This is a genomic window from Flavobacterium adiutor (genome assembly GCF_048282555.1).
In the GTDB taxonomy this organism is placed as follows: domain Bacteria; phylum Bacteroidota; class Bacteroidia; order Flavobacteriales; family Flavobacteriaceae; genus Flavobacterium.
Window position 1 is genome coordinate 2,218,562 of the sequence record NZ_CP182487.1, and the last position, 23,352, is coordinate 2,241,913.

The 23,352-nt window shown below is 34.7% G+C and carries 19 protein-coding genes; 13 read left to right on the plus strand and 6 right to left on the minus strand.

What is annotated here, in order from left to right:
* The first annotated feature begins 328 nt into the window (after positions 1-328).
* The 11 genes from ACNC7R_RS09555 to ACNC7R_RS09605 all read left to right on the plus strand — a co-directional run bounded on the left by ACNC7R_RS09555 (position 329) and on the right by ACNC7R_RS09605 (position 15,391).
* A complete protein-coding gene (locus ACNC7R_RS09555; protein WP_417940790.1) occupies positions 329-892 on the plus strand; it encodes an RNA polymerase sigma-70 factor in 564 nt (187 codons plus the stop codon).
* 134 nt (positions 893-1,026) lie between these two features.
* Entirely contained in the window at positions 1,027-2,175 is a 1,149-nt protein-coding gene (locus tag ACNC7R_RS09560; protein ID WP_417940792.1) for a FecR family protein, read from the plus strand.
* A 132-nt stretch (positions 2,176-2,307) separates the two neighbouring features.
* The gene (locus tag ACNC7R_RS09565) at positions 2,308-5,952 is read left to right on the plus strand and encodes a SusC/RagA family TonB-linked outer membrane protein (RefSeq protein WP_417940794.1); all 3,645 of its coding nucleotides are present in this window, start codon (positions 2,308-2,310) and stop codon (positions 5,950-5,952) included.
* 5 nt (positions 5,953-5,957) lie between these two features.
* Positions 5,958-7,382: a RagB/SusD family nutrient uptake outer membrane protein gene (locus ACNC7R_RS09570; protein ID WP_417940796.1), complete on the plus strand. Its 1,425-nt coding sequence runs from the start codon at positions 5,958-5,960 to the stop codon at positions 7,380-7,382.
* A gap of 5 nt (positions 7,383-7,387) precedes the next feature.
* Positions 7,388-9,835, plus strand: a complete 2,448-nt coding sequence (locus ACNC7R_RS09575) for a zinc-dependent metalloprotease (protein WP_417940798.1) — start codon at positions 7,388-7,390, stop codon at positions 9,833-9,835.
* On the plus strand, positions 9,832-10,353 hold the full coding sequence (locus ACNC7R_RS09580; protein ID WP_417940800.1) for a DUF3347 domain-containing protein: 522 nt from the start codon (positions 9,832-9,834) through the stop codon (positions 10,351-10,353). The genes ACNC7R_RS09575 and ACNC7R_RS09580 overlap by 4 nt, the downstream gene beginning before the upstream one ends.
* Before the next feature lie 196 nt (positions 10,354-10,549).
* Complete coding sequence (locus ACNC7R_RS09585; protein ID WP_417940802.1) at positions 10,550-10,918, plus strand: hypothetical protein; 369 nt, start codon at positions 10,550-10,552, stop codon at positions 10,916-10,918.
* Between the two features lie 144 nt (positions 10,919-11,062).
* Positions 11,063-11,887, plus strand: a complete 825-nt coding sequence (locus ACNC7R_RS09590; RefSeq protein WP_417940804.1) for a DUF3347 domain-containing protein — start codon at positions 11,063-11,065, stop codon at positions 11,885-11,887.
* Positions 11,888-11,900: 13 nt separating this feature from the next.
* On the plus strand, positions 11,901-14,126 hold the full coding sequence (locus ACNC7R_RS09595) for a multicopper oxidase family protein (RefSeq protein ID WP_417940806.1): 2,226 nt from the start codon (positions 11,901-11,903) through the stop codon (positions 14,124-14,126).
* A gap of 181 nt (positions 14,127-14,307) precedes the next feature.
* Positions 14,308-14,916 carry a Crp/Fnr family transcriptional regulator gene (locus ACNC7R_RS09600; protein WP_417940808.1) on the plus strand — a complete coding sequence of 203 codons (609 nt, stop codon included), beginning with the start codon at positions 14,308-14,310 and terminating at the stop codon, positions 14,914-14,916.
* Between the two features lie 97 nt (positions 14,917-15,013).
* Positions 15,014-15,391, plus strand: coding sequence for a helix-turn-helix domain-containing protein (locus ACNC7R_RS09605; protein ID WP_417940810.1), 378 nt, complete (start codon positions 15,014-15,016; stop codon positions 15,389-15,391).
* A 186-nt stretch (positions 15,392-15,577) separates the two neighbouring features.
* Here the strand turns inward: ACNC7R_RS09605 and ACNC7R_RS09610 are convergent, their stop codons facing one another.
* The 5 genes from ACNC7R_RS09610 to ACNC7R_RS09630 all read right to left on the minus strand — a co-directional run bounded on the left by ACNC7R_RS09610 (position 15,578) and on the right by ACNC7R_RS09630 (position 19,168).
* Positions 15,578-16,759: a DUF3570 domain-containing protein gene (locus tag ACNC7R_RS09610; protein ID WP_417940812.1), complete on the minus strand. Its 1,182-nt coding sequence runs from the start codon at positions 16,757-16,759 to the stop codon at positions 15,578-15,580.
* A 17-nt stretch (positions 16,760-16,776) separates the two neighbouring features.
* Entirely contained in the window at positions 16,777-17,010 is a 234-nt protein-coding gene (locus ACNC7R_RS09615; RefSeq protein WP_417940814.1) for a DUF4266 domain-containing protein, read from the minus strand.
* Positions 17,007-17,939 carry an FAD:protein FMN transferase gene (locus ACNC7R_RS09620; protein WP_417943158.1) on the minus strand — a complete coding sequence of 311 codons (933 nt, stop codon included), beginning with the start codon at positions 17,937-17,939 and terminating at the stop codon, positions 17,007-17,009. The genes ACNC7R_RS09615 and ACNC7R_RS09620 overlap by 4 nt, the downstream gene beginning before the upstream one ends.
* Position 17,940: 1 nt before the next feature.
* Positions 17,941-18,381, minus strand: a complete 441-nt coding sequence (locus ACNC7R_RS09625) for a thioredoxin family protein (protein WP_417940816.1) — start codon at positions 18,379-18,381, stop codon at positions 17,941-17,943.
* 97 nt (positions 18,382-18,478) lie between these two features.
* Positions 18,479-19,168: a VIT1/CCC1 transporter family protein gene (locus tag ACNC7R_RS09630; RefSeq protein ID WP_417943159.1), complete on the minus strand. Its 690-nt coding sequence runs from the start codon at positions 19,166-19,168 to the stop codon at positions 18,479-18,481.
* A 973-nt stretch (positions 19,169-20,141) separates the two neighbouring features.
* Here ACNC7R_RS09630 and ACNC7R_RS09635 point away from each other — a divergent pair.
* Positions 20,142-20,891, plus strand: coding sequence for a phosphatase PAP2 family protein (locus ACNC7R_RS09635; protein WP_417940818.1), 750 nt, complete (start codon positions 20,142-20,144; stop codon positions 20,889-20,891).
* A gap of 512 nt (positions 20,892-21,403) precedes the next feature.
* Here the strand turns inward: ACNC7R_RS09635 and ACNC7R_RS09640 are convergent.
* Positions 21,404-22,036, minus strand: a complete 633-nt coding sequence (locus ACNC7R_RS09640; RefSeq protein WP_417940820.1) for an RNA polymerase sigma factor — start codon at positions 22,034-22,036, stop codon at positions 21,404-21,406.
* Positions 22,037-22,298: 262 nt separating this feature from the next.
* Between ACNC7R_RS09640 and ACNC7R_RS09645 the strand changes: the two genes are divergently transcribed.
* The gene (locus ACNC7R_RS09645) at positions 22,299-23,330 is read left to right on the plus strand and encodes a FecR family protein (RefSeq protein WP_417940822.1); all 1,032 of its coding nucleotides are present in this window, start codon (positions 22,299-22,301) and stop codon (positions 23,328-23,330) included.
* Positions 23,331-23,352: the final 22 nt, after the last annotated feature.

Genomic DNA, 23,352 nt, shown 5'->3' on the forward strand with positions numbered 1-23,352 from the left:
GTTAGGAAAGTGTAAGAGTTTGCGTTAATAATTTAGTAAATCGAGTTTGGTTTTACAAACGTAGTTACTATTATATCCGTAAATTAGTAGCAGAGAGAAACATCATTCAGATAAATAGTACTAAACAAGATAATTTGCGTAGTAAGAGAAATACTAATATTGTTTTTTTATTGTAATTTTAATATCGTATTTTTTTTATATTCAAAAAAATATGGGAATATAATGTCTTTTTTTGTAGTTATTCAAAGAAATTCAATCCTTAATTTGCTGAAAAATTAAAAATACATAGATTTGTTTTTTGTAGCCTATTTGCTTTTTTATACTTATATTGGAAATAGATATTGTCTTAAAAGAACTTCAAAATCAAAATAAATCCGTTTATAAAAATGTATTTGACCATTTTTATAAAGGGCTGGTTATCTATGCCAATAACTTTTTATTCGATCAGGAAGCAAGTGAAGATGCTGTACAGGAAGTATTTATTTCGTTATGGGAAAATGCAAAAAATATAGAAATAAAAACGTCTCTTAAAGCTTACCTGTATGCAATGGTACGCAACAAATGCTTAAATTACCTGAAAACGCTAAAATTAACAGATGATTTAAATGTCATTGATTTAAATTCAATGCTGGTTTCAGAGGAAGATTTAGATTTGATTTCTGAAGAAGAGAAAACGATTCTTTATCATCATATTCTCAAAATTATTGAAACTTTTCCGGAATGTATGCGTCAGGTTTTCAAACTAAAATTTATTGAAAATTATAAATACGAAGAAATTGCTGATGAAATGGGGATTTCTGTAAACACTGTAAAAACGCAGCTTAAGAGAGCAAAAATAAAAATCAGTGAATCGTTGGTTTTTATATTAGCATTATTATCTATTTATTTGTAAGAAAGTTGTTATTATTTATGTATAATTTAATTTTTTCTTCACTTTTTCTTAAACTTTTGTCACCCATTCTTTAGTTTCAGTTGTCTTAGTTATAAATTACATCAGGTAATTGTTAATTTAAAGAGATTCTGAAAATGGAGTTTAGACTGATCATAAAGAAAATACATAATACTCTTACCCCCGAAGAAGAATCAGTTTTTGATTTATGGTACAATCAATCTGCAGCTAATAGAGCTTATTTTGCTAAAGTTCAAAATAACTATCAAATAGACATCGTGGATGTAAATCTGGATACCGCATGGAAAGTTATTGACAAAAATATTAGTCCGGAAAAAAATAAAAACCAGTTTTATAAATATGCTGCAGCAGCGTCAATAGTTTTATTGCTCGGAACAGGAATATTTTATTTTACAAAGCCAAAAGAACAAATTATAGAAGTTACTGAAAAACCAAAAGAAATTGCCCCTGGAGGTAACAGAGGTATTTTGACGCTTTCAAATGGGAAGCAAATTGTACTTTCTGATGTTGCTGCAAAAGAAACTATTGCCAAAGAAGGAGAAAAACAGGAAGTTACAATTAAAATGGATGCTAAAGGGGTTATTACTTATACCATAAATCCTGATGCTGATGTTTCAAAAGCTGATGCCAATTCGTTTAATACACTTTCAACACCAACTGGAGGACAATACAATATTGTTTTGGAGGATGGAACCAAAGTATATCTAAACACCGTTTCTTCTATTAAATACCCAACCCGTTTTAATGGTAAAGAAAGAATCGTAGAGTTAGAAGGTGAGGCTTACTTTGAAGTAGCCAAAAATAAAAACAAACCTTTTATTGTAAAATCAGGTACTCAGTCTATAGAAGTACTAGGAACTCATTTTAACCTTCATGCTTACCATAATGAGCCAGTTGTTAAAACAACACTACTGGAAGGAAGTGTAGCAGTTACTTCTAAAAATCAAAAGGCAATATTAAAACCGGGAGAACAATCAAATGTATCTGATAATGTTAGCAGGATTATCATTCGAAAGGTAGATACAGAAGCCACTATTGCCTGGAAAAATGGCCGATTTAAATTTGATAATGCCGACCTGAAAACAGTAATGAAGCAATTGGAACGCTGGTACGGAATTAAAGTAGAATACCGTGGCGATGTATCGGATGTAAGGTTTAACGGTGGTACGTTTATGAATAAAAATTTATCTGAAGTATTAAAAGTACTTGAGCTTAGTAATATAAAATTTAAGGTCGAAGGAAAAACTATCATTGTGTATCCGTGATGTTAAATTTACCCGATTATGTTGAGCTTAAAACTAAAAAACCAGAGGCAGTTGCGATGCTTCTGGTTGTTAAAAAGTTGATAGCCAATATAAGTTTTCCACTATTGTTTAACTATAACTAAATGTAAATGTATGAAATTTAATTTACAACCAAAAAAACCTTACAAAGAACTCTGGAAAATGATTCCAGGACTTCATTTTCGTAATTATTCCTGGATATTAAGTGCCCTGTTTATGCTTTTATGCAGTTATACAGGACTTGCACAAAATGTTACTATTAATTTTAAGGATGCTCCGCTTGAGACAGTTCTGAAGGAAGTAGCAAAACAGGCTAATTACGAAGTTTTTTATACACAAAAACTGCTAAAAGATTCTAAACCGGTAACAATTAATGTTAAGAATTCAGGTTTAAAAGAAACGCTGAATCAAATTTTTAATTCACAAAACTTAAAATATTCACTTACCAATCAAACAATAGTGGTAACTGAAATAAAAGAAAAAGAGGAAAAGCGGGGAAACGGATCCGGAAGAATACAAGGAAAAGTATTAAATAACAAAAATGAACCGTTTCCGGGAGTAAATGTTACAATTTCCGGTACAAACAAGCATAGTATAACTGATTTTGATGGTAGTTTTTCTTTTGATAATGCGCCACTGGATGGTATATTAGAATGTACCGGATTAACTATTCAAAAAAAATCTTTTGCCATCGATGGACGCAACCAGTTAACACTTGTTGTCGAAGATAAAGTTGCTGTAATGAAAGATGTCGTTGTGACAGGATTTCAGACACTAAGCAGAAGTCATTCTACCGGTTCTATTACCAAAATAGATGAAAAAGTATTAAACGAAAATATCAATACCAATTTAGCATCTGCTCTTGAGGGACGTGTGGCAGGTTTGATGTTTCAGAAAAACCCAACAGGAGCTTCAGCTGATACACCTATATTAAGGGGTATAGGTACTTTTTCTTCTTTGGAAGTAGGTTACAGCCCGCTTATAGTTATAGACGGTCTGCCAACCGAATTGACTCTTGATCAGATTAATCCGTATGATATTGAAAGTGTCAATGTTCTTAAAGATGCTGCAGCAGGATCTATTTATGGTTCAAGAGCTGCAAACGGTATTATCGTTTTGACGACTAAAAAAGGAAATGGTAAGCTAAAAGTGAGTTTGAATTCGGATTTCTTTATTTCTACAAAACCGAATATAAGGGATATGAATTATGCTTCAACAAGTGATTTGATCGATTTTGAGCAAGCTGTGTATAACAGGGAAAGAGCCAGATTTGCCAATACAGCTACCATGTTCAACGCTTACGGCGATATTGGAAGCAGCAGCCCAAAATATTACAGCCCTCTATACCATCTTAACAGGGATTTGGAAGATGGAAAAGTGAGCAGTGCAGATTACGATACTACTATCGCTCAATGGAGAAAAAATGATTACATAAAAGATTATCGTGATAATGTATGGCAAAACGAATTCAGACAGCGTTACAATATGGCATTTTCAGGAAGTACCACTAAGCAAAATACGTATGTTTCCTTTAATTATGACGCCGCAGATAATCGTATCGTAAATAACACAAGTCAGGCGTTTAATCTTTATGCAAAAAGTAGTTTTCAGATTAATAACTGGTTAAATGCAACTTTCGGGATAAATGCAACCTATACGAATGACGATGTTACTGATTCTGATTTGGGTAAGTATGACATCCAGAAAAGATATGAGCGTATTACAGATGATAATGGAGATCTTGTCATATCACCGTTTGTAGGTATTAAAGATGGTTTTACAGGGAGTAGTGTTATTAATCCTGCTATGGCTGCAAAAATTAACAGTTTAAGTGGTTTTAAATCAGTAAGCTTTAATGTGTTAGATGCTCTTAAAGAGGGTATTACACATGAAAATTCGTTAGGTTTAAGGGCTTTTACAAACCTCCGTGCTAAGATATGGAAAGGCTTAAGCTTTAATACACAATTCCAATATGAATTAAGAAAAAATGATAACGATCAGTATTATGCCGTTGACTCTTATAAAATGCGTTACGCTATTAATGCGCTAACCGGATATAACCCTACTACAAATGTTTACACATACGTTGACGGTTTTTCTGCAGGAGGACGTTACAAACAATGGAGCAGCCAGGCTAGCAATTATTCTTTTAGAAACCAGTTAGATTTTAATCAGGACTTTAGCGAAGGGAAACATTCTGTAAACGCTGTAGCAGGTTTTGAAATGCGTGAAACTTTTGTGCCGAGAGGTGTTGAGCAGCTGCGATATGGCTATGACCCAGTAACACTTACTTCTGCGACTTTGAATAACCTTTCACTTAGCCAAACAGGAGTTCCTAGTTATATTTATGGAAATAATACCACTTTGTCAGCTATATCAAGATCACAAACGGAAGTTTTACATCATTATTTTTCTGTCTTTAGTACAGCAGGTTATACTTATTTATCTAAATATAACGTAACAGGAAGTTACCGTGTGGACCGTGCAGATTTATTTGGAGTAGATTCTAAATATAAAAACCGTCCATTATGGTCTGCAGGTTTAGGATGGAATATTAGTAATGAAGACTTCATGAAAGACGTAAAATGGGTCAACATGCTTAAATTCAGAGCTACTTATGGTGTGAGTGGAAATATCGATCAAAGCACAACACCTTATGTAACTGCTACAAGAAGAAATGACAACTTATATCAGTCTTTACAATATATCAACATTACCTCTCAACCAAATCCAATGTTAAGATGGGAAAAAACACAAACAACCAACTTAGGTTTAGATTATACAGTAGTAAACCACAAACTGACAGGTAGTATTGATGTTTATCGTAAACTGAGCAGTGATTTATTGGCAACAACCGATTTAGATCCTACTGTTGGAGCTACAAGCAGAAGAATCAATGCTGGAGCTTTATTAAACAGAGGGGTTGAATTTACTGTTGGTTCTGAATGGTATAATAATGGTAATTTCCGTATTAATTCTAATGTGGTTTTTGGCTACAACAAAACTACTATTGAAAAAGTGACCAGAGCACAATCAACGTCATCTGTGTATGTTAGTGCACCAACAAATTACTTTTTCGAAGGAGATGTATTCAACAATCTTTACGCTTACAAATATGGAGGTACAGTTAACGGATACCCTTATGTTCTGGATGAAAATGGAAATCCGTCAATCACTTTTGATGCTAATGGAAACCCAATATCAACGAATATAAAAACAGTTACCAATCCGAATGCGCTTGTAAAAATGGGAAGCTTAACCCCAACTTATACAGGTTCATTTTCACAGCGATTCTCGTATAGAGGATTTGATTTGAATATGCTGTTTGTTTTCTCAGGAGGAAATGTTATGCGTAAGGAAACTATCGACATGAGTACTGACGCTGTAAATCTTTCAGGTATTACAGATCGTTACACAGATGCAAATCCAAATGGTAATACACGTTTATATGTTGATTTCGCAGAAAATGTAAGATCTTATGCCGGGACCATCAGCAGCCAATGGAGAAATTCCGATGTGAATGTGGTTGATGGTGATTATATCAAGCTTCGAAACATTTCATTAGGTTACAGTCTTCCGAAAAATCTCGCAAACAAAATCAAAATGGAATCAGCAAAATTCACTTTCCAGGTAAACAATATCTGGTATTGGAGTGCAGCCGGAAACCATATTGATCCTGAAGTTTATTCTGCGAACTCCGGCACACGTAATTTGCCATTGCCTAAAACTTATTTATTTGGTTTTAACCTAACCCTTTAAAAAAAATGAAAAAGATACATATTATAATGCTGTCGCTGGTAATGTTTGGTGCAGCATCCTGCGAAGAATATACAGACCTTACACCGAAGGGATCTTTAGTTGTTGAGACTGCAGATCAATTTCATGAAATGGTATCCCTGCCGGGAAGAGGTTATCCGATTAACAACTTTCAGTATTTGGTAGATGACCAATGGATGAAAGAATCAAATGTAATAGGAGTAACTCCTAATATCAATACCATCAATTTTACTTTTGATGAAACTACTGACAGGGTTTCTTTGATGACAGGTTCAAGCTTTTATAACCAGGCTTACACTTATATCAACAGATGGAATACCATTATTTCCTTGGTTGATGACAGCAAAGGAGAAGGAAGCACTAAACAATTAGCAAAAGCAGAAGCCAAAATTTACAGAGCATACGATCACTTTTTGTTAGTTAACCATTATGCAAAAGGGTATGATCCGCAAACTGCGGCTACCGATGGTGGTATTTGTATCATGGATAAATTCGATTTAGAAGCACAGCCGTCAAAAGCAACAGTAGCACAGGTGTACGATTTTATTCAAAAAGACATTGAAGAAGCATTACCATATCTTCAGGAAAAACCTCTTGATGTTTACCATCCGTCACTGGCATTCGGTTATGCATTTAAAGCCAAAGTACATCTTTTTAAACGTGAGATTGACAAAGCAAAAGAAGCTGCGGAAAAGTCACTAAGTTACAATAATAAGATATTTGATATGGTATCTTACAGCGCTCAGGGAGGCCCGACTGCTGTTGCTGTTCCGGCGGCAAGTAATGTAGAAGTACTCAGCTATATGTACATGACAGGTTATAATGAAATGAACTTTGGACAGCTATATATTATAAGTCCTGAGCTCAGAGCGCTATTCGGTACTAATGATGCACGGTTTAATTTATTTTTTAATACTACCAGTACAACCAATCTGGATCAGGGTTCTAATACGGCTTATTGGGGAACGCAATATACCCGATTTTTTTACCCAACAGTCGGAATGAAAACAACAGAAGTTTATCTTATGCTAGCTGAATGTTATGCGAGAGAAAATAAATTTACTGAAGCTGTTGCTGTTTTAAATCAATTGAGAGCAAAACGTATTTTATCCGGTACGGTAAATTTAACGGTTCCGGCTACCCGAAAAGAAACAATGGAATTGGTGATCAATGAACGCAGAAAAGAATTGATGTTTGGTTTTAATCGTTTCTTCGATCTTAAACGATTAAATACAGAGTCGGAATATGCAAAAACAATTACAAGGGTATTCCCTCTTGTTAACAAAACTGTTCCGCAAAAAACATATACATTACAACCTAACTCGAAATTGTACATCGTACCGTTTCCTTTAACGGCTTTGATGAAAAATCCAAAACTTACATTAAACACGGACGAAAAAGTTCCATTTTAATCCAGATGAATAAATTATTTATAATTTTAATCATGCTGCTGGCTACACAGCAGCATGGTTTTTCTCAAAACACGGCAGAAAAAAAAGCAGATAGTACCAGTACAAGTACACAGCCGAAAGGAATGCAGGCTTACAACAAAGTAATTACAGATAAGGCCAAAAGCAAAGCAGGTCTTTTTACGGTGAGTCAGGTAGATACGAAATATTATTTTCAAATTCCCGATACTTTGTTTAACAGATACTTGCTGGTAGTAACCCGATATCTTTCAACACCCGAAGGAATGGGGATTTTTGGAGGTGAAAAAGCGAATGAGCAGACCATTTATTTTGAAAAAGGGGCTAATAATACTGTTTTTTTAAGATCATTGCAATACAGACAAGATGTTCGTAATGCAGATTCGATGCTGGCAAAAGCATTGGCAGGAAGTAACGAAAATCCTATTGTAGGTGCTTTTCCAATAAAAACAACAAACCCAGATAACGGATATGTTGTGATTGATGTTACCGATGCCTTCAAAAAAGATAATGCCATGTTTTCTCTGGAAACCAAAGAGAAAACCGAAAAAAAATTAACTACACTTGCTGATGATAAATCTTTTATTGAAAGTATTGAAACGTATCCAATTAATATTGAAGTAAAATCAACAAGAACCTATACGAATTCTTTGGCAAGCAGCGGAACAGTAACAATAAGATTGAATACTTCAATTGTATTGCTGCCAAAAACGCCAATGCGCAAACGTTTTGCCGATGAGAGGGTAGGCTATTTTGCCAATAAATATGTTTTGTTTGATGACGACCAGCAGCGTGTTGAGAAAAAATTTATTATTCAGCGTTATCGTCTGGAGCCAAAAGACAAAGACATCAAAAAATACCTAAGAGGAGAATTGGTTGAACCCAAAAAGCAAATCGTTTATTACATTGATCCCGCTACTCCAAAAAAATGGAGACCGTATTTAATTGCAGGTATCAACGACTGGCAGAAAGCTTTTGAAGCAGCAGGTTTTAAAAATGCTATTGTAGGTAAAGAATGGCCTGAAGATGATAAAACAATGAGTCTTGAAGACGCAAGGTATTCTGTAATACGATATTATGCTTCAGAAACGCCTAATGCTTACGGACCGCGTGTAAGTGATCCGAGAAGCGGCGAAATTATTGAAAGCCATGTGGGCTGGTATCATAATGTTATGAGACTGGTACAGAGATGGTATATGATTCAGGCTGGACCTTTAGACCCAAAAGCCAGAAAAATGCACTTAGATGATGAACTAATGGGGCAGTTAATTCGTTTTGTCTCTTCTCATGAAATTGGACATACTATTGGTTTACGTCACAATATGGGAGCAAGCAGTGCTACTCCGGTAGAAAAACTTCGTGATAAAAAATGGGTGGAAGCAAATGGACATACAGTTTCTATAATGGATTATGCCCGTTTTAATTATGTCGCACAACCGGAAGATAATATTGGCCCGGCAGGAATTTACCCTAGAATTGGAATGTACGACAAATGGGCAATTAAATGGGGATACAGCTATCTTCCAAACGCAAAAGATGAGTTTGAAGAAGAAAAAATACTAAGTAAAATGGCTACAGACAGTTTGACAGCCAATCCTAAATTATGGTTTGGGGGCGAAGGAAAAGACGAAGATCCACGAAGCCAGTCAGAAGATTTGGGGGATGACTCAGTGCTTGCCAGTGATTACGGAATTAAAAATTTAAAACGTGTTGTACCTAAACTGATAGAATGGACTTATGAGCCAAATGATGCTTATGAAAATTTAGAAGATATGCATAAAGCAGTTATCTTACAATATTCAAGGTATTTGTATCATGTACTGAAAAACATTGGCAATAACTACGTTACAAAAAGAACAGTTGATGAAAAAGGAATTGTATATCAGCCAGTCCCAAAAGCAAAAGTAAAAGCTGCTATCGATTATATAGGAAGACAATTGTTTGTTGCTCCTCTGTGGATGTATCCTCAGGAAATTGGCCAGCTTATTCGTTTAAAATCAGCTGACGAAATACTAGACCAGCAAAACCAGGTATTAAATATGCTATTAAGTTCGGGCATGCTTTATAACATCAGTCTTAAATCAATGCAATTTGAAGGATCATATACCGTTCCTGAATTTTTAAACGATTTGCAGCAGACAGTTTGGGTAAAATTAAGCGGTGATGAAAAGCAGGATTTTTACAGAAGAAGCCTTCAGCGGTCTTATATTGAAAAATTGGTTATGTTGTTGTTACCAAAGGAACTAGAACCCGGAAAAGCATTAAATACAGCACAACGCAGTGATGTAGTTATATATGGGAAACAGCACTTAGTAAAATTAAGAGCTGATGTTACCAGATTAATGAATTCAGCAACAGGAATTAATAAAGATCACTTCGAAAGTATTCTGATCGAGATTGACAAAATTATTTCAAAATTGAATAAAACAGATATATGAAAAAAATACTAGCAACAGCATTTATTTGCTTAAGCACATTCATGCAGGCACAGTTAACATCAAAACAAGAAGTTACACCTGATTTAGTAGCAAAACGTGAAGCACAAAAAAAAGAAATCACAAATAATTACCTCGCTTTAAAAAACAGCCTTGTCTTATCAGATAGTCTTACTGCTTCTAAAAGTGCTGCTGCATTAAAGACCTCATTAAAAAACTTCAAATTTAAAAAACTGACGCTTGAACAAATGAATGAGGCTACTGCAAAAAGAAAAGTAATCATTGATCTTGTAAGTCAGGTAGCAGCTACAAAAAATATTAATAAACAGCGTGAAATTGTTCAGGAGCTTTCGGTTAAATTCTGGGATTTAGCTCCAAAATTTAAGGCTGAGGACGCCACATTGTATCTTCAGGTTTGCCCAATGACAGGGGCAGCGTGGACAAGTGACAGTAAGGAAATCAAAAATCCCTATTACCCAAAAAATATGCTGACTTGCGGTGAAGTAAAAGCAAGTTTATAAAAATTGAATTAGTTGGATAAATACGGTATTCTGAAAGGAGCCGTATTTACCTTTTTTAATACATGATGTTTTATTTCGATAAGTATAAAATATTCAAATAAACCTTTCCTTTTTAGTTTTACCTATACTAACGCAACGTTAATCATGCATAAGATGAATACAGATTTTATATCTTTGTAAAATATTACAGGAAATAATGAGAGGGATTTTTCTTTTACTATTATTTACTTTTGGCTTCTTGCTTATGCCTGGCAGCGCTATGTCTTGTAACATTGAATCGTTCAAATCTCCTTCCCAAGATCAGATTTCTATAAAGAATATAAAAGAGCATTCCTGTTGTAAATCATCTGATTTCCAAAATAAAAATCATAATTGTAATGGCGAAAAATGTACACATACAAAATGTACCTGTACTTTTTCATGCTCAGTATTTTTATTCTTTATCTCAACTGTTACTTCTAATGCTGTAATTAAAATAGCTTATGCAGCGCAAAGATTCCCAGATTTGCAAACTCCTATATCCACAGGTTACGGATCACTTTGGCTAATCCCTAAGATAGGTTAAAAGAATAGAGTGACAGCCAAAGTTCTGTCCATTTACGAGCAGTTAATGCTCAGGATTTAATTATATCAGTTGTTTTTCAATTCAACAGCGCTTTGAAAAAGTTGCTGTAATTTGATTTATATTATTCTTTTAAAAAAAACTATTATGTATTCATTCAAAAATATAATGATGGGAATGTTCCTGTTGTTATCCGCTTTTAGCCATTCTCAGATTAAAAATGCTATTACTGAGAACATCAAAATATATGGAAATTGTTCTATGTGCAAGAACAATATAGAACAGGCAGGGAATCAAAAAAATGTCGCTGCCCTTAGCTGGGATAAAAATACCCAAACAGCAGCTATTACTTATGATTCCAAAAAAACAAATACTGATCAGATTTTAAAGCGTATTGCTTTAGCCGGTTATGACAATAGCAGTTTTTTAGCGCCACAACCAGCTTACAACAAACTGCCTGAATGTTGTAAATATGTAAGGGAATTAAAAAAAGCTGAACCAAAATCTGAAATGACTTCTATTTCTCATAACGTATATGATGATACAGTTCAAATAGGTCCTTTTCAAAGAGTTTATGATTCTTATTTTGCTCTTAATGATGCTTTTATACAGTCTGATACCGAAGCGGTGGCTGCCAAAGCAAAGGTATTGCTGGATGCTATTTCGACTGTAAAAATGGAATCATTATCTGAACAAGAACATAAAATCTGGATGAAAGTAAATTCAGTATTAAAAGCTCAATCGAGTGCGATAGCAACAGCCAAAGGAATTGACAAACAAAGAGAAAGTTTTAAAGAATTATCTAAAAACCTCTATGAGTTGCTTAAAATTTCGAAAGGAGCAGCGCCCGTTTATTACCAATATTGTCCAATGGCAGATGCTAACTGGTTAAGTAAGGAGAATACCATAAAAAATCCCTATTATGGTTCTAAGATGCTAAGCTGTGGTAAAACGACAGAAACCATTCAATAATGCAATTTAAAGAATGAAATCAATCTATATACTATTGCTGATTGCTGTAACAGCAAGTGCGCAAAATGTGGTACGGTACGACCTTTATGTCAGGGATACACTTGTCAATTTCACAGGCAAACAAAAAAGAGCTATTGCCGTTAATGGACAAATTCCGATGCCGACACTTACTTTTACAGAAGGGGATGTTGCCGAAATTTATGTACACAATGAAATGGATGAAGAAACTTCGCTTCATTGGCATGGACTATTCTTGCCTAATAAAGAAGACGGGGTTCCTTATCTGACTCAACTGCCTATAAAACCTCATACAGTGTATAAATATACCTTTCCCATAATTCAGCATGGAACACACTGGTATCACAGTCACACTGGACTTCAGGAACAAATAGGAATGTACGGATCCTTTATCATCAATAAAAAAGAAGATGATCCTGCTTTTAGAAAAGGCATTGATGATCTGCCAACCGTTCCGGTTGTTTTAAGTGAATGGACTGATATGAAACCTCATAACATCCACAGGCTTTTGCACAATGCGAGTGATTGGTTTGCAATAAAAAAAGGAACTACTCAAAGCTATGCAGAAGCCATCAGGCAGGGACATTTTTTTACGAAAGTGGTCAATGAATGGAAACGAATGAACGCCATGGACGTAAGTGATGTTTACTACGACCGTTTTTTTATTAATGGCAAAAATGAAAGTCAGCTTTCTCACTTCAAAGCAGGAGATAAAGTCCGTTTAAGAGTTTCCAATGGAGGGGCTTCGAGTAATTTTTGGCTTACCTACGCTGGTGGTAAAATTACGGTCGTGGCCAATGACGGAAACGATGTAGAGCCTGTAGAAGTAGATCGTCTGCTTATTGCAGTATCCGAAACTTATGATCTCGTGGTTACTATTCCGGCAGATCAAACAGCATACGAGTTTTTAGCAACACCGGAAGACAGAACTAAATCGGCCTCTTTATATATTGGTTCGGGAATCAAACAGCTTGTCGAGCCACTTCCCAAATTAAAATATTTTGAAGGAATGAAGATGATGAACGGCATGATGAAAATGGATGGAGATCTGGATGATATGGGCATGAGTATGTCCCTGAATCAAATGGATATGAATGTAGTCATGTATCCGGAAATTACAGGTGAAGCAGTTAAAAAAGCAAATTCTTCTCATGAAAATCATACCAAGGAAGGTGCGCTGCAATACGACAGTAATGCATTATCTGATATTGTAACCTTAAATTACAGTATGCTTAAATCGACCATTAAAACGACCCTTCCCAAGGATGCACCTGTCAAAGAACTTCGGTTTGAGCTTACCGGCAATATGAATCGTTATGTCTGGAGCCTGGACAATAAAGTAGTATCTGAAACAGATAAAATCCTGATCAAAAAAGGAGAGAATGTGCGTATTGTATTGTACAATGGTTCTATGATGCGTCATCCAATGCATTTGCATGGCCATGATTTTCGTCTGATTAATGATCAGGGGGATTATTCACCGCTAAAAAATGTGGTTGATATCATGCCAATGGAAACTGATACGATAGAATTTACTGCTAATGCTGAAGGAGACTGGTTTTTTCATTGCCATATTCTTTATCATATGATGAGTGGTATGGGTAGGATTTTTAGCTATGAAAATCAAAAGTCTAACCTGGAAATTCCGAATCCCAAAGCAGCTCAAAGAAAACTCTTTGCTGATGACAGGATGTTCCATTTTATGACAGAAAATGATTTTGCTACCAACGGTAACGACGGTGAAGCGATGTATCAAAATACGCGATGGAGTATAGGAACAGAATGGAGGTTAGGTTATACCGATATGCACGGTTACGAAACAGAAACCCATATTGGAAGGTATATTGGTAAAATGCAATGGCTGATGCCTTTTATTGGCTTTGACTGGAGATACCGTAAGATGGAGATGGGAGATCGCGAAAAGAATCTCTTTGGACAAAGTAATACTAAAAATGAAAGGGCTGTATTTAGCGTCGGTGTCAATTACACTCTGCCTATGCTCATTATAGCACAGGCAGAAGTTTTTACTGATGGTAATTTCCGCTTTCAGCTGGAACGCATGGATATTCCTCTTTCGAAAAGGCTTCGAATGAACCTGATGTGGAATACTGATCAAGAATATATGGCAGGTTTGAAATATATAACAGGAAAGAATTTTGGACTCACCATACATTACGACAGTGATATGGGAATAGGCCTTGGCTTGAACCTGAATTATTGAAACTTACAGCAATTGCAATGAATAAAAAACTCCAAAAGCTCTGTTTTTGGAGTTTTTTTTTTGATGATTTTTCTGTGTTAGAGACATAATTTTTTAAATATTATTTGGCTTTTCATTCTTAAATTCACAATATACTGATCCGTATTTTTGTTTTAAAAACAGTAAAGTACCACACTAATACATGGAGGAAGATTCGGAATTAGAAAATAATGGGATATTCGCGCTTTATCAGCTTATTAGGCAGTATATTGATATTTCAGATTCAGAATTTAAACATTGTGTTAGTATGCTAAGCTGCGAAGTTTATAAAAAAAAAGATATACTCTTAAAGGAAGGAGAAATATGTACCAAAATTTATTTTGTTACAAAAGGATTGCTTCGTATCTATTTTATAGATGATAAGGATGAGGAGAAAACGTTTCATTTTTGTTTAGAGAATACTTTTAGTACCGATTATGAGAGTTTCTTGAAAAGGATTCCTTCTGGCTTTTCAATTCAGGCTATGGAAGATACAGACGTACTTGTAATATCGTTTGAAATGCTTGAAAATATTTATCGTGTATTAAAGTATGGAGAAAAATTGGGAAGACGAATTACTGAAGAGTATTTTTTTTTGGTGAATGAAAAAATCAAAGCATTGTATGTAAATACTCCTATGGTACGTTACAGAGATATGAATAAACGATTTCCAAATATACATCAGCGTGTGCCTCAGCACTATATCGCATCTTATCTTAATATTACTCCGGTTCATTTGAGCCGTTTAAAATATATGAATGATACAACATGAAAGCAATAACATTTGTTATTGTTTTCATAGCTGATTATTTTCTTTATTTGTTTAGCAGAAGTAAAATACTATATTATTTGCCGATTTTAATTTTATAATGAAAAACATAATGACAGACCGTGTAAAAGAAAATATTAAAAATATTAGGGAATTAAAGAATTACACGCAGGAGTATATGGCTCAAAAACTGGATATAAGTCAGGCAGCCTATAGTAAAATTGAAAAAGGAAAAACAGAAATAACACTTTTAAAACTACAAGAAATTGCAACTGTATTTGAAATTACGATAGTGGAGATACTGCAGTTTAAAAATGATTTATCTCCGATTGGGAAAAAAGAAAACGAATCTGAGAGCAAGACCAAGCATTGCCACAATCATTTTGTAGTGCAGCTTTATAAAGATAAAATAATGCTTTTGGAACGCTTGCTGGAGAAAACAGAAGAGGAACTCAAAAGGTATACGGCAAATTTTTAAACGGAGAATCACCGATGGAATAAAAATTTGAGAATTATGTCTTTCCTAATTAAATAAAACAATTTAAATTTTAATCTTTTTTGTTTTACATATTTCAATAATCCCGCTGTTTTCTTTTCAGAACATCAGGATTATTGAATATATAAAATTGTTAAAACGTCTTTTGATTTTCAGTCTTAAGCCCTATTATTTATATTTAATATTAAGGCTAATGATATCTGAAGTCAGATTGTTGGATCTATCATAATGTCCGTATCGAATTTCAATTGTATTCCAGTTTTTCAGCCCAAAAATGCCATCCGGAGGAGTAAACTTCATGCCCATTCCAAAAAAGCTGCTGTCAAATTTCGATAAGTCATAATTGCTGGTGTAAAATACATCAGAATCAGTATGAGCTCCATAAGGTTTGAAATATTTTGCAGCACTCTGGGTATAATATCTGTAAAAAGGACTTAGCGAAAATGCCTGCGTTAACTTAACCGGTATTTCAAGGTCAGCCGTATGGGCTTTTAAGTTCCAGTCATCAGTATAATACCTGTAGTAAGCTCTGATGATAATATTATCGCCTAAAAAATAACTGGCTCTTATTCCCAACGGGATTTTAAGTCTGGTATCTGGCATTTTTTCCTGATGAACTGAATTATCCGCAAAATAAACCCTGTGGAAAGGAAGAGTTAGGTAGCCGCTCTGACTGATAAGGTCTGCTACAACCATCACCTGAAGCCTTTGGTTGATGATTTGAGAATAGCTTAATGTCCCAGCAAAAGTGTTTCGGTTTGCACTTCCGTAACCCTCGTCCGGAGTACGCAGTTCTATCGGTTTAATAAGCTTTAACTGATCAATAAAGGTTTGAAATTTAGCAGTAAATTCACCATTCTTATTTTTTGTTTTTTGCGAGAAGCTAATGTTTGCTCCAAAAGACTGATAATCAAATTCAGTTGAGGATGAAACACCTATGCCCAAAGTCCTGCCTTTTTCTTCATTCTCTCTAAGATAGCTTAAAGAAGGGTAGAAGCGGTTATCCGAAGAAGAAGCAGAAGAGTTAGCGCTCAGGTCAACCATATCGGAAGAAGCCGAAGTATAATGATCGATTCCAGCTTCAATATCAAACGTATGTTTAATTCCTGTTTCGCCGTATTTAATCAGCTTAACATCAATGGTGTTCGCTATATCGGTTAAATGCTGTGATCCGATTCCTCCGCCGACAGCTGAATTATTACCATCCTGTTTATAATAACTGGATACTAAATTAACCTCTTCAAGTTTTAGCTTTTTGCTTTTATAAGCCGTCGAATCAGAAGGTATATTTTGCGCTTTTAATTGGAATAAAGCCAATAATGCGAACCCTGTAATGAATATTCTTTTCATTTGTTTATGATATCAAATTAGTTACAGCCGCAGCCACCGCCGCTTTTACCTGCATTTGCTCCCGAAGCTCCCTCGCGGTAGGATTGAAAACTAAGTTCTGTTTTTTCAATTTTCCTGTTGGCAAGCACCATTTCAGAATCGTTGATTTTTCCCTTCTGATATTCTTTTACAGAAGTACATGATGATGTGAGAATGCCTGCTAAAGCAATACTGCACAATAGTATGAGATTTTGCTGCTTTTGATTTTTCATTTTAGGCGAATGTTTTTTGAAGTGTAAATTTTATTGTTGTCATCTATTATTATACAATGCAAATCAGGAATCTGATCTATTAAAAACAAACCGGCTTTGATTCCCATAACGGCTATTGGAGTAGCCATTGCATCTGCAAATTCAGCATTTGATGCGATAATGGTAACACTCTTTATTCCTGTTATCGGAAGGCCTGTTTTTGGATCTATGGTATGCGAATATTTCCTGCCGTTAATGGTTACAAATTTTTCATAATTCCCAGATGTGGCTACTGCTTTATTGGATATTTCCATATAAGAAAATGCAGCATTCGGAGTGTCCGGATCAGCAACTCCAATAGTCCATTTGCTGCCGTCTGGCTGTAAGCCCCATGCGCATAAATCACCGCTGGCATTAATAATTCCGCTGTTTACATTCCGTTTCAGCAGAGCCTGTTTTGCCATTTCGGCCGCATACCCTTTACCAATTCCTCCAAAGCCGATGCGCATACCCTTTTGTTTTAAAAAAACAGTCATATTATCTTTATCCAGAATTATATTTCTGTAGTCAATTAGGTGCACCATCTTTAAGGCTGTCTGACTATCTGGAAGTGAGGTCATGGAACGGTCAAAATTCCAAAGTGTTTTATCAATACTTCCGTACGAAATATCAAATGCACCCTGCGTAATACCAGAAATTCCAATTGCCCTTTGAATTAAATTAAAAACTTCCGGATCAACCTTCACAGGATGAATCCCTGCAGCAGCATTGATCAGATTGGTCTGACTGTCATCTTTATAAGTGGTAAGAAGTTTTTCAATACGCCTGATCTCCTCAATGGCTATTTCTATATGTTCGTTGGCAGTCTTGTGGTCAGCAGCTGTTACGGTAATAGTAAAACTGTTGCCCATAAGTTTGAGGGATTGTGAATATTTCTTTGCAGCTGCCATCTTATTTTTGGCTTTCACATAATGATTTGATTTCAGCTGTCCACTGCTCGGGTGAGCTTTCCGGTTTTCCATGCCAGGTTTTGATGACCTTACCCTCTGCGTCTAGAAGAAGGGTTAGGGGAAAACTGCCCTCCTTGTTGTAAATTTCAGCCAATGTCTCATTTCTTTTTACCTGATCGGCAGACGGGATATTTTTCTTTTTGCGCGGAAAGTCTGCATTGACCAGCACGAGCTTTTGATCGGCCATTTCGGTAAAGCCTGCATTTTCGAGATAGTCCCTGCGCGTTAGGATACACGGGCCACACCAGTCGGATCCCGAAAAATTAAGCAGGATAAGGCGGTGCTGCTCTCTCGCTGTCTTTTTCGCAGTGTCAAAATCAGCTTCCCATTTTATAGTTCCGGGAAGTATACCTAATAAAAGGAACAGTGTAATTAGTTTCATTTTGATAAAATGTTTTATATTATACTAATTAACGAAAAAAGTGTCTTTTTGGTTTTTTATCAGACTTAAGATTTGATTAAATTTGGAATCTGTAAACCTAAACATTCTGAACGCCAAAAATATGCCCTACAAGAGCTGAAGCAGCCATTGCAAATGTGCCCCAAATGCAGATACGTAACATAGCTTTTAAAGTATGAGATCCGCCTGCTTTCGCCGCCAGGATTCCCGAGAATGCTAAGAAAAGTATTGAAAAGCAGTACTGATATAGAACCATTTTTTGTACTGGAGCAAAAACTGCTGTCAGCATTGGCAGGAGTCCGCCAATAACAAAGGAGAAAGCTGAAGCAAAAGCAGCCATAAAAGGATTGGCCTGCGTAATTTCATTAATACCAAGTTCATCTCGTGTATGTGCTTCAAGCGCATTATGAGCAGTTAAGTCTTCTGCAGTTTTACGGGCGAGTTCTTTGTTTAATCCTCTTTGGATATAAATATTGGTAAGTTCTTCGAGTTCAGCCTGTGGATCAGTTTCAAGCTCTAACTTTTCACGTTTCAGGTCTGAGGTTTCAACATCTGCTTGTGAACTTACCGATACATATTCACCTGCAGCCATCGAAAGAGCACCGGCTGTTATACCCGCAGCAGCGGCAAGTATAATAGGTTCTCTTGTTGTACTAGCTGCTGCAATACCAATTACTAAACTCGCAGTGGATAAAATTCCTTCATTTGCTCCTAGTACAGCAGCCCTTAGCCATCCACTTCTGATGATGTAATGGTTTTCTGTTGTCATTTCTTTTGGGTTATTAAGTTTCTCAGGTCGAATTACTATTATCGTTTTCTCCACCAAAGTTTGTTCTAAGAAGCTGTCTTATTTGAAACTGATTTTGGTTTTGGGCAATATCTTTATATTGTTTTAAATTAAACAAATGAATCTTCTTTGCATTTGAATTGGTTAGGAATGTAATTTCTGATATAAAAAGATTTATATTTTTAAATTTCATTAGAAATGTGTCTTTGTAAACTACAATTCAGATGTTTCTTAGTCCGGAATTTTTAGCAACATCTTTTTTTCATGTAGTCCCAGAAATTCAATAAAGACTTTTGTTGTATTATTTATGTTGTATCCATCTTTTTGAGAACGGAATCTAAAGTATTTTTATTTGTAACAGTTTTAATTTCAGTGTCTTTTGTTTTAATTCACTATAAAATTACATTAAAAAAGAATGTAATTGTATGGGAAAAATGTAGAATGGTTCTAAATTTTAAACTGATTGTTTTCGGTAAAGAATTATGTTAATTTAGATTTGAAATAATTATATTATATTTCTGATTCTAACCCGTTGGGTGAAATTATTTAAATCGTAAGTTCGAGTGTTTTTTTGTGCAGAGCAACGGAACAAAAAAATGTATCGAGAACCTTTTTAATGATAATTTTCTGTTCTCGATATAATTTTCTATCGAAAATCACTCAGACAGACGAAAATTAATCATCAAAAACTAATTTCATCCAACGGGTTAATTCTAATAATCTCGAATGAGGACGCTATTTCAGCAAATTTTATGCTATAAAGCCATCTGTTTTTGATTGAATATTGAATAAAAGTCTTAAGAGAAAATAATTGAAATCTGCGTATAAACTTAATTTTTTGTAAGACTAATTTGTTGATTTTTTAAATTTGAAGAAATTATTGACCAAGCCTGTTTCTTTAGGAAAAGCATTTCTTTTGACCTTCAGCCTAAACCCAAGGTTATAAAATTATAAAATGATGAAAATAAAGTTGTTTATTGTAAGCAGCCTTTTGACTTTAAGTACCTTCGGACAGTCAAATAATCCAGATAGCCTTAGCTTAAATAAAGAGCTAAAATTTAAATATAAGGCATTAATTATTCCAAGTGTTTTAATTGGATATGGAGTTATTGGACTCGAAAGTCATACACTTAAAGACATCAATACGGATACTAAAAATGAAATAAATGAACATATTGACAAGAAGTTTACGATTGATGATTTTTCACAGTATTCTGCTTTTTTGTCTGTTTATGCTCTCAATGCAGCAGGCATTAAAGGCAAAAATAATTTTAAAGACCGCACAATTATCCTCGCTTCAGCTTATTTAATTATGGGGACAACGGTAAATGTAATTAAAATGACCGGAAACGAGATGCGACCTGATGGGACTTCAAATAACTCATTTCCTTCCGGACATACAGCTACTGCTTTTATGGGGGCTGAATTTCTGAATCAGGAATATAGAGATGTATCTGTCTGGTACGGCATTACAGGATATTTAGTCGCTGCAGGAACTGGATTTTTCAGGATGTATAACGACAGACATTGGTTTAGTGATGTTGCAGCCGGAGCAGGTATTGGAATTTTGAGTACTAAAATAGCCTATTGGCTTCATCCGGTTATTAGTAAAAAAATATTCAAAAAAAAGGAAAACCTAAACGGAGTGATTCTGCCAGTATATAATGGAAGAGAGTATGGACTTGCAATGGCTGTGTCATTTTAAAAGTGAATTATTTTTATGTATTTTCTGTCAAAGTATTTTGAGAACGTATCAGATTAGTTGTTTTTACATATTAGCAGTATTAACTACTTGGAAGAGAATATAAATTTGTAATTTTTGAATAGTAAAAAAGACGAGCAGTAGGCCGTCTTTTCTGTTTTTAATATTTTAAAAAGTCTTAAAATGCTTTTGTTTTACCTTAGTGTATCAAATTAGGACCTGAAAATAAAATGTTGTTTTTACAATGGCAGATGCATAAAGAATCGGTTTCAATAACGCAAATCAAAGATATAAATGCTGTGTCTGTCAAAATCGACAATAATCTGAATATGGTTATAATGTCTGCAAAAGTAATTCTAACAAAACAGCGCTTAGTAAAAACAAAAAAACGTTTTATAAATTTTGAATAAATAAGATAAAGGTCTTGTTAATTTTTTGTATTTTGAAGAACATATTAACCCAGTGGTTGGAGTGAATTTAACAATTATATTTTAAAAATTGAGTTAATCAACAGATCATTCATTAAATAAACTCAGCAAAACAAGCAGATTCAATAGTGTTTTAGAATCCGCAATGATAACTTCATCAGACAGCATATCTTTTACTTTAGACCGGACAGCTGTAAGTGCAACATAAGTTCGGTTATAAACCGTTTTTTCATCAACATCAAAGTAGGAAGCCGTTTCCTTAATTGAATGCTGTTCCTCCCAACGATACACAAATATTTCGCGGGTCAACTTAGGCAGGCTTTCCAAAATTTCATCAATCAATGTGTGGATTTCTTTTTCTTCTATTTCCTCAAGGATGTGTGTGTAGGCTAGTGTATATTCAATATTGTTAATTTGTTTCTCTGAATCCACTGCCTTTTCTTTTTGGCTAGGGTTTCGCAGATAATCTAAAATACGATAAGTATAAAAGGAAAGAAGGAAATTCTTGGCAGAACCCGCATCATTTGTTCTTATGTTTTGAGGTTTCAGCCAGACATTAGACCAAAAATCTTGTCCTACATCATTAGAGGCATCGGTACTTCCAATCCGATTTAAAGCAAATTTGTGTAACAAGAAAGAATACCTTTTATAAAATTCATTAAAAGCTTTTTCATCCCTACAAGCAATGGCTTCCAAAAGCTCTTTGTCAGACTTTTCCATAATAAATGAAGTTTGATACAAATGTATTTTTTAAATTATAAGCTAGGGTTATCGAATTATTATTTTTTTTTAATACTCAAAATTTTAATAAAAATAATGAATTAAAAACATTAATACTTTCTAATATCTTGTTAATGAAAGCAGTAATGTTTCGGTAACAAACTAATAATAAATACTTAATGCTGTTTTTCAAGAAAAAAGACCTTTTCAATACGGTCATACATAGAAGCAATTACCAGTTTACTGGCAATTAATAAAATTTATGAAAAACGATAAGAAATATTTCGAAGACAATCAATCTGCAAAGCTATGGGTTGTAGAATTATTTGCCCGCTATTTCAACGGCAAGGCAACCGAAAAAGAAAAAAAGGCAATAGAAAACTGGAACTCCGAAGCAGGAAATACAATTTATAAAGCGCCAGTCGAAGAGATTCAAAAAGGGTGTGAAACAGTATGGCAAAGGTTGTCAGTTGAATTTGGTTTTGAGTTAGCCCAGGAAGAGCCAAAGGTTGCCAGAAAATCAAAAGTAATACAATTGCATAATTATGCCAGGTATGCTGCCGCAGTAGTCGTAATCACTTTAGGAATAGGATTATATTTTTATAATGACCAAACAAGCCATAGTACTTCACTGCCTGTTCAAATTGCAATGGACTATTTTCAATCTGGTGTCGGCGAAAAAAAACAGATGACATTACCGGACGGTTCAGTAGTGTACCTGAATACTGATACCCGTATTGGAATTGCAACGGCTTATTTTAATAAAGAAAAAAGAGAAATATGGCTGGAAGAAGGAGAAGCTTTTTTTGAAGTAACCAAAAATCCTGAAAAGCCTTTTATTGTGCATACCAGTAATTTAGAAACTACGGTAAAAGGAACCTCATTTAATGTAAAAGCTTATAAAGAACTGGATGAATGTTCAGTATCAGTAAGAAGTGGTAAAGTAGTCGTTAGCAATAAAAATAATTTAATTGGAGAACTGACCAAAAATAAGCAAATCACTTACAATAAGCTTACTGGAAAAATAGAACAAGGAGAATCCAACTGGGAAGATGCCGCATCCTGGATGGAAAACCGAATGGTAATGAACGGTGCCAATGCTAAAGAGTTCAAACTGCGATTAAAACAACATTTCAATGTAACGGTTGAAATTAAAAACAATAAACTCGACGGAAAATTACTTAGTTGCTCTTTTCCTGGCGATGTTAGTCTGAAAGAAGTTATGGAAGGTATTAGCTTGTTGTATAACATTAAGTATGACCTCAGCCAATTAGGGAAACTAATTATCTATTAAAATTTCGAAAACATAAAATTAG

What these genes read in the sequence shown, in the direction of transcription:
- ACNC7R_RS09635 (WP_417940818.1), top strand. Translation starts at nt 20,142, where the DNA reads ATGATGAAAATAAAGTTGTTTATTGTAAGCAGCCTTTTGACTTTAAGT.
- ACNC7R_RS09575 (WP_417940798.1), top strand. Translation starts at nt 7,388, where the DNA reads ATGAATAAATTATTTATAATTTTAATCATGCTGCTGGCTACACAGCAG.
- ACNC7R_RS09560 (WP_417940792.1), top strand. Translation starts at nt 1,027, where the DNA reads ATGGAGTTTAGACTGATCATAAAGAAAATACATAATACTCTTACCCCC.
- ACNC7R_RS09630 (WP_417943159.1), bottom strand. Translation starts at nt 19,168, where the DNA reads ATGACAACAGAAAACCATTACATCATCAGAAGTGGATGGCTAAGGGCT.
- ACNC7R_RS09580 (WP_417940800.1), top strand. Translation starts at nt 9,832, where the DNA reads ATGAAAAAAATACTAGCAACAGCATTTATTTGCTTAAGCACATTCATG.
- ACNC7R_RS09610 (WP_417940812.1), bottom strand. Translation starts at nt 16,759, where the DNA reads ATGAAAAGAATATTCATTACAGGGTTCGCATTATTGGCTTTATTCCAA.
- ACNC7R_RS09590 (WP_417940804.1), top strand. Translation starts at nt 11,063, where the DNA reads ATGTATTCATTCAAAAATATAATGATGGGAATGTTCCTGTTGTTATCC.
- ACNC7R_RS09585 (WP_417940802.1), top strand. Translation starts at nt 10,550, where the DNA reads ATGAGAGGGATTTTTCTTTTACTATTATTTACTTTTGGCTTCTTGCTT.
- ACNC7R_RS09595 (WP_417940806.1), top strand. Translation starts at nt 11,901, where the DNA reads ATGAAATCAATCTATATACTATTGCTGATTGCTGTAACAGCAAGTGCG.
- ACNC7R_RS09600 (WP_417940808.1), top strand. Translation starts at nt 14,308, where the DNA reads ATGGAGGAAGATTCGGAATTAGAAAATAATGGGATATTCGCGCTTTAT.
- ACNC7R_RS09615 (WP_417940814.1), bottom strand. Translation starts at nt 17,010, where the DNA reads ATGAAAAATCAAAAGCAGCAAAATCTCATACTATTGTGCAGTATTGCT.
- ACNC7R_RS09645 (WP_417940822.1), top strand. Translation starts at nt 22,299, where the DNA reads ATGAAAAACGATAAGAAATATTTCGAAGACAATCAATCTGCAAAGCTA.
- ACNC7R_RS09620 (WP_417943158.1), bottom strand. Translation starts at nt 17,939, where the DNA reads ATGGCAGCTGCAAAGAAATATTCACAATCCCTCAAACTTATGGGCAAC.
- ACNC7R_RS09625 (WP_417940816.1), bottom strand. Translation starts at nt 18,381, where the DNA reads ATGAAACTAATTACACTGTTCCTTTTATTAGGTATACTTCCCGGAACT.
- ACNC7R_RS09640 (WP_417940820.1), bottom strand. Translation starts at nt 22,036, where the DNA reads ATGGAAAAGTCTGACAAAGAGCTTTTGGAAGCCATTGCTTGTAGGGAT.
- ACNC7R_RS09565 (WP_417940794.1), top strand. Translation starts at nt 2,308, where the DNA reads ATGAAATTTAATTTACAACCAAAAAAACCTTACAAAGAACTCTGGAAA.
- ACNC7R_RS09605 (WP_417940810.1), top strand. Translation starts at nt 15,014, where the DNA reads ATGAAAAACATAATGACAGACCGTGTAAAAGAAAATATTAAAAATATT.
- ACNC7R_RS09570 (WP_417940796.1), top strand. Translation starts at nt 5,958, where the DNA reads ATGAAAAAGATACATATTATAATGCTGTCGCTGGTAATGTTTGGTGCA.